We start from the raw sequence: 6,958 nt of genomic DNA, 5'->3' as shown, positions 1-6,958 counted from the left end.
CAGAAACCGGTAGCTGAATAGCCCGTCGCCACGCAACATAGTTGTTATTGGCACCCTGACCATAGATTTTGACCATCGTAATTGCCTCTGGTTGCAACTTCACTAACCCCTGATACAGAAATGGCACGAGCTGTTTTGGATCCGGAACATCTTTTGCTCTAACCAGCAGTTGTAGATGCCCATTCTTCATACCACCCTGCACAATCATCCCACGAGATTGTAGGGCTTGGCTAATTAACGCTGCGATCGCAGAGGGGTTACCTTGCTTAGCTAGTTGTAAAACACGGCTTGGCAGCATTCTTCCACACAATGAGCTTAGTAAAGTTGGGCTAGACGGTTAGTGAACTTGCCTGACATCACTGCTTAGTATTGCGTATGATGAGAATCGTTTCAGGAGATTAAAGCATAACTATCGGTGATTACACCAAACCTTTGATTGATTTAAACCTATGCCTACCAGACCACAACTGCCTGTTTTGCGCCCCCCAGAAGTGCCCATTTGGCGGCGAGGGGCAGCCTTGGGGCTAGATGGCATTGCTGCATGGTTAACCAGTGCTCTCTTTGGGGTAAAGAGTGCCCTACTAAGTAGCTTGATTTTTTTCGTTGTTTGGCTAGTCTTGCGGGTTGTTATCCCGTATCAGCGTCAAGGGCAAAGTTTGGGACGATGGGCATTTGATATGCGGATCATCAGCCTAGAGTGGCGGCGCACACCTGACTTGACGACATTAGCTAAGCGAGAAACGATTGTTGGCGTTGAGACATTGTTGGCATTAATTGGTCTAAGCAGAGGAATTTTGCCCAGTGAGTCGTTCTATATCTTGCTGATTCTGCCCTTGGCGATCGATGCTGTCTTTGTATTATCGGATCCAGAGCAACTGCAAACCCTTCATGACCGCATCACCAATACCTTGGTTGTTTATCGACGCGGGTACTCACTAGACCTAAAAATCCGTCAACTAGTTGCTCAAATTCGCGATCGTGTGAAACAATAGGAGATCGCGTTTGCGAAATAAGCACATTTTTTGTATCCCAGTTTGGCACATAACCTATGGCTAAGGGCGTTCGTATTATCATTACACTAGAATGCACCGAGTGTCGTACCAACCCCGACAAGCGATCGCCCGGTGTTTCTCGCTATACAACTACTAAAAACCGTCGCAACACGACTGGACGGTTGGAGCTAAAAAAATTCTGCCCCCACTGCAACAAGCACACTGTCCATAAGGAGATTAAATAACTGACTATGACCTATTTCCGCCGCCGCATTTCCCCGATTAAGCCTGGAGATCCGATCGATTACAAGGATGTAGATTTGCTGCGTAAGTTCATTACTGAGCGGGGTAAGATTTTGCCTCGCCGCATCACAGGGCTAACGGCTAAGCAACAGCGAGACTTAACAACCGCTGTTAAACGTGCTCGCATGATCGCCCTTTTACCCTTCATTAATAAGGAAGGCTAGGCCACTGGCAAACCCACTGGCTAAGCGCAAAGGTTAAATCTAAACGTGGGCTTCTTCAGCTTGCCCTAGGTAAACCTCGATGACACGAGGATCGTTCTGCACTTCGTCCATGGTGCCTTCGCATAGCACAGAGCCTTGGTGCAACACAGTCACGTTACGGGCAATTTGACGAACAAACTCCATGTCATGCTCGATAACAATGATCGAGTGGCTTTGAGCTAGTTCTAGCAGCAGGTCGCCTACCTTTTCGGTTTCTTCATCGGTTAGGCCAGCCACGGGTTCATCTACAAGCAGCAGGTCAGGAGATTGTGCCACCAACATGCCAATTTCCAAGCGTTGCTTTTCTCCGTGAGAGAGGAGTTCGGCTGGAATGTCAGCTTTCAGCGTGAGGCCGATCGTCTCCAACAATCCCGATACTGTTCGTTTTTCTGCGGGGGATACCTTTCCTACTAGCGCTGCTAACACATTTTTCTGACGGGCGCAGGATAGCTCCAAGTTCTCGCGGGGGGTTAGTTTCAAGTAAACCCGTGGAGTTTGGAACTTGCGTCCAATGCCCATACGAGCAATCTGATGCTCAGAGTAGGGACGCAGATTTTTGCCCTTGAAAAAGACTTTGCCCTCCGTGGGCTTGGTTTTGCCTGTAATTACATCCATAAATGTGGTTTTCCCTGCACCATTTGGGCCAATGACTACCCGCAACTCACCCTCATCCATGCTGAAGTTGAGGTTGTTGACCGCCTTGAAGCCATCAAAACTAACGGTCAGGTTTTCAATCTCCAAGATTTTTCCGCTCATACTCTATCTCTGGATCCTGTTCTAAGCTTGGATAGGTGCTGACTTTTGATGATCGACCCATCAGCGATCGTGCCCAGTTCCAGCCGTCAGTACGCAACCAACCCAAAATACCAGTGGGCAATACAGTTACCACCAACAGGAACAGCGCCCCCTGGAAAAACAGCCAAAAGGCCGGAAACTGTTCACTCAGCAAGGTTTTGGCAAAGTTGACAATTAATGCTCCCAGAATGGCACCTACCAGCGTGGCACGCCCACCAACAGCTACCCAAATCACCATTTCAATGGAAAAGGCAACATCCATAGCTTTGGGGGTGATGATTCCAGACTGCACGGTGTACAGTGAACCAGCAATGCCTGCCAAGGCAGCGGAAACTGCAAACACAAAGACTTTAAACCAAGTGGGATCATAGCCAGAAAAGCGCACACGAGGTTCATCGTCTCGAATGGCAACTAGCAGTCGCCCCATACGACCACTGGTCAGCCATCGACAGAGGGCATAGCCCGCTGCTAAGAACAGGACGCTGAGGGTGTAGAGTGTTCCTTGAACCTTGGGATCACTGGCCAGCAAGCCAAAGATCATAGAGGTATCTGTTTTCAAACCATTCGTCCCGTTAATTAGTTTCTGCTGGCCGTTGAAGAAGTTAAAAAACACAATTAGCGCGGCTTGGGTCAAGATGGAGAAATAGACTCCCCGAATGCGGTTGCGAAAGACCAGATAGCCGATCGCAGTGGCAACGACAGTCGGCACGAGCACAATGGCCGCTAGGGTGAAGGGAAAGGAGTAAAAAGGCTTCCAGAAAAAGGGAAGTTCAGTCACACCATACAGCGTGAAAAATTCAGGAATTTGTCCAGCAGGAATTTGCAGTTGCAGGTACATAGCAAAGGCATAGCCACCAAGGGCGAAAAAGATGCCATGCCCTAAGCTCAGCAGTCCGGTGAATCCCCAAATCAAGTCAATACCTAGGGCTGCAATGGCTAGGGACAGAAATCGCCCTAGTTGGTTGACCCGCACGCCTTGACCTGCGGCTGTCAGTAACGGTGGAATCACCAACAACAGCAGCAATGCCACCCCAGCGACGATCGTCACCTCTGTAACCAGCCGCCTACGGGCTTGACGATTGGCTTGCGATTGTCCGATTACACTAGTTTGCAATTGCGCCATTAATGAATCCCAAACTATGCACGATTGCTAGCGTTAACAGATTCCTACACTCCTTGCTCTAAATTTGTAGCATGGATTACCAAGTGATTAGGAAGAGGACAATAATGTTTGGATCCATAAAGTCCACCCTATGAATAATGCGATCATTTTGGATTATGAGATTGCAGAACTAATGATGTAAGCGTTCTATCGGGTATCTCTCTATCCTTTGGTTAAAGGCTAGAGGCTTAAGCTGCTGAAGCGGCACCTAGATTCTCTAGGCTAGATCAACGATATCAAACAGCATTGTAGTCATGTATCGATTTGCCCACTCTACCCCAAAGGACTTTTCTAACACTCGGCGAGTTTTGTCATTTTGCTGCTGCTTCGTGCAATAGTAGCGTTGGCCTGCGATCGTCGCAGCAATCTCAGCCTCGGAATCTGACGGCACAGTTGCCTTAGCCATTTGGCAGTGCAGCATCAAAAAATCTTGCACACGTTGAAGAAAAGCTGCTTCCTCGTCGGCTCCTGCGGGTCGTACAAATAGGCAAAACTCAGAAAAAATGTCTCCCCACTCAGGCAATGCGCGAGGCTGGGCAAAATTCAACTCTGGTAGTGCCGAGAGGGCTTGACGATAGTGGTCTGGCAAGGTGTGATCTGCACTAATGGGCGACAGATCGGCGATCGCTGCACTAATGCCACCCCGCCCAGTGCCCACTAAATCAGCGCCAAACATAGGCAACGCATACTCAGGACGAGGAAACATTACACAGTGCAGAATATCTAGTCCATTACTAACCTGTGCCAATTCCAGATGTAACTTCCGAAACTGAGGAGCCTGGTAACAATGATTTTCAATCACTAGGGTTTCCCCTTCTAGAGAACCTTCGACATAGCCTAACCCCTCTGGAACAGCAAAGGGAGACAGGTCTAACTGGGTTTGCCAAATCGTTTCAATACAAGTTGCCAACTGACAAATCAGCGGGTGTTGGCGAGAGCGCAGTGAGTCTGGCATAGCTGAATTGGATCAATAACTCAATACATGGTGAAATAGTGCGGTGTTTCTAGCAATTCCACAACAGTTAAAATCCTGCCTGTAGAAGACTGCTAACCTATAGCAAGCCAAGACTATGCAGTGGTCCCCGACCTAACAGTATTTCTATAGCCACAGCTAGAAGCCCTAACATTGCCAACCGACCGTTCCACACTTCAGCCGAAGGAGTCAGTCCCCAAGCCCAAGGCCCCTGAGGATAGTTTTTCAGATTTGGTTGTGGACGGACTGTATCGCTGAAGTGCACAGGAGGCTCTTGGAGCGCTGTGACCACTAGATTGGCTAGGGCCTTGATAAAGGTAGGGTAGGTGTTTAGGGCAGGTACCCGCACAAAGGTCTCAATGCCAGCATGTTCTGCAATTTCTCGATATTCCATATCGATTTCCTCTAGGGTTTCAATATGTTCTGAAACAAAGCTAATTGGCACTACAACTAAGGTTTTGACGTGCTGGTGAGCAAGCTCAACAATTGCTTCATCTGTGTAGGGCTGCAACCATTCCACCGGCCCGACTCGACTTTGATAGGCCAATGTGTAGGCATTTGGTCGATTCAATTGCTTCATAATTAGGGTGACACAATCTTCGATTTCCCGCTGGTAAGGATCTCCAGCTTCTTCTACGTAGCTGACAGGCACGCCATGGGCACTGAAGAAAATGTGGGCCTGCTCTGGTTGAGGCAGTTGGTCAAGTTCTTGGGCTATCAATTCAGCCATTGATCGCAAATAGTCTGGATGCTGATACCAAGATGGCACCACTGTGTACTGCATCGTTTGCAGGACTGGATCTGAATTCCACAATCGCTCTAGCAGGCGAAAGCTAGAACCGCTAGTGCTGATGGAAAATTGAGGATACAACGGCAAAATCACAAGCCGCTTAACCCTATCCTGCTTAATTTGAGCGATCGTGGCTTCTGTGAAGGGATACCAATACCGCATCCCAACATAAACCTTGACTTGGTGACCACTGTTGAGCAGCTCGGTTTCCAATGCTTGAGCTTGAGCTTCGGTAATTCGGCGTAGGGGTGAACCACCCCCAATTTTTTGATAATTTTCCTGAGACTTTTTGGCTCGCAAGGTGGAAATGAGCCAAGCCAAAGGTGCTTGCAATAGGGGGGATGGTAGCCGGATGATCTCTGGATCAACAAACAAGTTATAGAGAAAAGGACGAACATCCTCTAGCTTGTCTGGCCCACCCAGATTTAACAATAAAACTCCGACTTTGCCCATAGCGATCGCCCTTCCCAGTTGCTCAGAATTGTTACTGTCTAACAATACAATTCTTTGGCAGCCAGAGTTACGCAAAAGCCACATCATCAGCCCATCTGGCATCACAAAGCTACGTCTAGAGCCGCAAAATTCTATTGTTGACTGCCATACAGTCACTTATCTCTTTAGCGTCATTTCGTAAGTTGGCAGTGCTCAAAAACCTATGGAAATCAGCCATATGGCTATAGGCTCAATCACCCGTTTTCTCCGGACACGACTCATCCAAAGCGTAAAGAGGATTAAACGTTTAGAGAACGGTGAGTCCTATGAAATCCCTTATCTCTGTTTCCCTATTTACTTTCGTGCTGGTTGGCCTAGCACTCTCTTGCGTTCAAGATGCAGCTAAGATCGCAGATACGAGTGAAACCAGCAAACTAACACGAACTGAAAACCTAGCCAGAGTATCTCGCCGCCAGAATACTTTTTACCGCGGTAGTGGCAGACGCGCTATCGTAGCGTAGTCACGCCTGCCTAGTGGCACCATGTACAACAATAGGTGAGGAATGGTTAAAAGGGCTACAACTTGGCAGACCAATAGCTTTCTAGAAGCCACAGTACTGAACTGTTGAAGTACTGCACCAAAAAGGCATAGACAGTTACTCGGCAAAACCCTTGCTACCACCAAGGCAATCTGTAGAGTTCTGGTTGTTAGGTAAACCATATACAGCAGCATATCTGCCCAAAAGACAAAGGCTGGGAGTCAGCAAGGTACTACTCACTGTTTGGCCAATTTGCCCCCAAAGCCATCTGGAAATTTGGCAACTATGGCTATGCTTCCAACTAACTGCACAGGTGCCCCAATCGTTAGGACAACTGGTTTAGCAAAATCAGACATGGGTAGGCGATCGTCCGCTGCCTCGAAAACCAGAATGCCTTTGATAGCCAGATAGGCAAACACCAGCTTTTCTGTGGGGTCAATCAACTAAGCCATTTGGGTCTAGCTTTGATCCGGAGAAAGCGTCTTAATCATCCAGTTGGGGGCAAGGGCAACAGTGTTAGCAACCTCACCATTGGCATCACGGGGAATGCGTGCCCAAGTGAACACGGTACAGTATCCGGTACGATGGAGCGCTCGCAAGGTGCAGCGTAATTGCATATAGGCGCGGCAATGCATGGGGCTTGAGAACAGTGTTCATGTTTGAGGTCAAATCAACTTGGCTTGCCATGTTTTCCTAGAAGCATAGGTTGTGGATAATACGACCTGCGATGAATTTACTGGCAAGTTTTGTCTCTGGCAGTTGGAATCAC

General features: G+C 48.2%; 11 protein-coding genes. 4 read left to right on the top strand and 7 right to left on the bottom strand.

What is annotated here, in order from left to right; translation table 11 throughout:
* A partial coding sequence (locus NZ772_02465; GenBank protein MCS6812425.1) for a hypothetical protein occupies positions 1 to 298 on the bottom strand: 298 nt, incomplete at its 3' end.
* 151 nt (positions 299 to 449) lie between these two features.
* On the opposite strand from NZ772_02465, the gene NZ772_02460 reads away from it, so the two are divergent.
* The 3 genes from NZ772_02460 to rpsR are packed head-to-tail and all read left to right on the top strand — an operon-like array spanning position 450 to position 1,459.
* Positions 450 to 992 (top strand): RDD family protein, encoded by a 543-nt coding sequence (locus NZ772_02460; protein ID MCS6812424.1) that lies wholly within the window; start codon positions 450 to 452, stop codon positions 990 to 992.
* 56 nt (positions 993 to 1,048) lie between these two features.
* Entirely contained in the window at positions 1,049 to 1,237 is a 189-nt protein-coding gene (gene rpmG / locus NZ772_02455; GenBank protein MCS6812423.1) for a 50S ribosomal protein L33, read from the top strand.
* Between the two features lie 6 nt (positions 1,238 to 1,243).
* A complete protein-coding gene (gene rpsR, locus NZ772_02450; GenBank protein MCS6812422.1) occupies positions 1,244 to 1,459 on the top strand; it encodes a 30S ribosomal protein S18 in 216 nt (71 codons plus the stop codon).
* A gap of 39 nt (positions 1,460 to 1,498) precedes the next feature.
* Here the strand turns inward: rpsR and urtD are convergent, their stop codons facing one another.
* From urtD to hemH, 4 genes are all read right to left on the bottom strand, one after another.
* Entirely contained in the window at positions 1,499 to 2,254 is a 756-nt protein-coding gene (gene urtD, locus NZ772_02445; GenBank protein MCS6812421.1) for an urea ABC transporter ATP-binding protein UrtD, read from the bottom strand.
* On the bottom strand, positions 2,229 to 3,416 hold the full coding sequence (urtC, locus tag NZ772_02440) for an urea ABC transporter permease subunit UrtC (GenBank protein MCS6812420.1): 1,188 nt from the start codon (positions 3,414 to 3,416) through the stop codon (positions 2,229 to 2,231). The genes urtD and urtC overlap by 26 nt, the downstream gene beginning before the upstream one ends.
* Before the next feature lie 256 nt (positions 3,417 to 3,672).
* The gene (locus NZ772_02435; protein ID MCS6812419.1) at positions 3,673 to 4,410 is read right to left on the bottom strand and encodes a phycocyanobilin:ferredoxin oxidoreductase; all 738 of its coding nucleotides are present in this window, start codon (positions 4,408 to 4,410) and stop codon (positions 3,673 to 3,675) included.
* Positions 4,411 to 4,507: 97 nt separating this feature from the next.
* Positions 4,508 to 5,671, bottom strand: coding sequence for a ferrochelatase (gene hemH, locus NZ772_02430; GenBank protein ID MCS6812418.1), 1,164 nt, complete (start codon positions 5,669 to 5,671; stop codon positions 4,508 to 4,510).
* Between the two features lie 305 nt (positions 5,672 to 5,976).
* On the opposite strand from hemH, the gene NZ772_02425 reads away from it, so the two are divergent.
* Positions 5,977 to 6,171, top strand: a complete 195-nt coding sequence (locus NZ772_02425; protein MCS6812417.1) for a hypothetical protein — start codon at positions 5,977 to 5,979, stop codon at positions 6,169 to 6,171.
* A gap of 254 nt (positions 6,172 to 6,425) precedes the next feature.
* Here NZ772_02425 and NZ772_02420 read toward each other — a convergent pair whose 3' ends face one another.
* Both NZ772_02420 and NZ772_02415 read right to left on the bottom strand, forming a co-directional pair.
* Positions 6,426 to 6,632: a hypothetical protein gene (locus NZ772_02420; GenBank protein ID MCS6812416.1), complete on the bottom strand. Its 207-nt coding sequence runs from the start codon at positions 6,630 to 6,632 to the stop codon at positions 6,426 to 6,428.
* Positions 6,633 to 6,647: 15 nt separating this feature from the next.
* Positions 6,648 to 6,824 carry a hypothetical protein gene (locus tag NZ772_02415; protein ID MCS6812415.1) on the bottom strand — a complete coding sequence of 59 codons (177 nt, stop codon included), beginning with the start codon at positions 6,822 to 6,824 and terminating at the stop codon, positions 6,648 to 6,650.
* Positions 6,825 to 6,958: the final 134 nt, after the last annotated feature.

It is taken from the genome of Cyanobacteriota bacterium (assembly GCA_025054735.1).
In the GTDB taxonomy this organism is placed as follows: Bacteria; Cyanobacteriota; Cyanobacteriia; order SKYG9; family SKYG9; genus SKYG9.
This window is presented reverse-complemented; position numbering and strand designations above follow the sequence as displayed.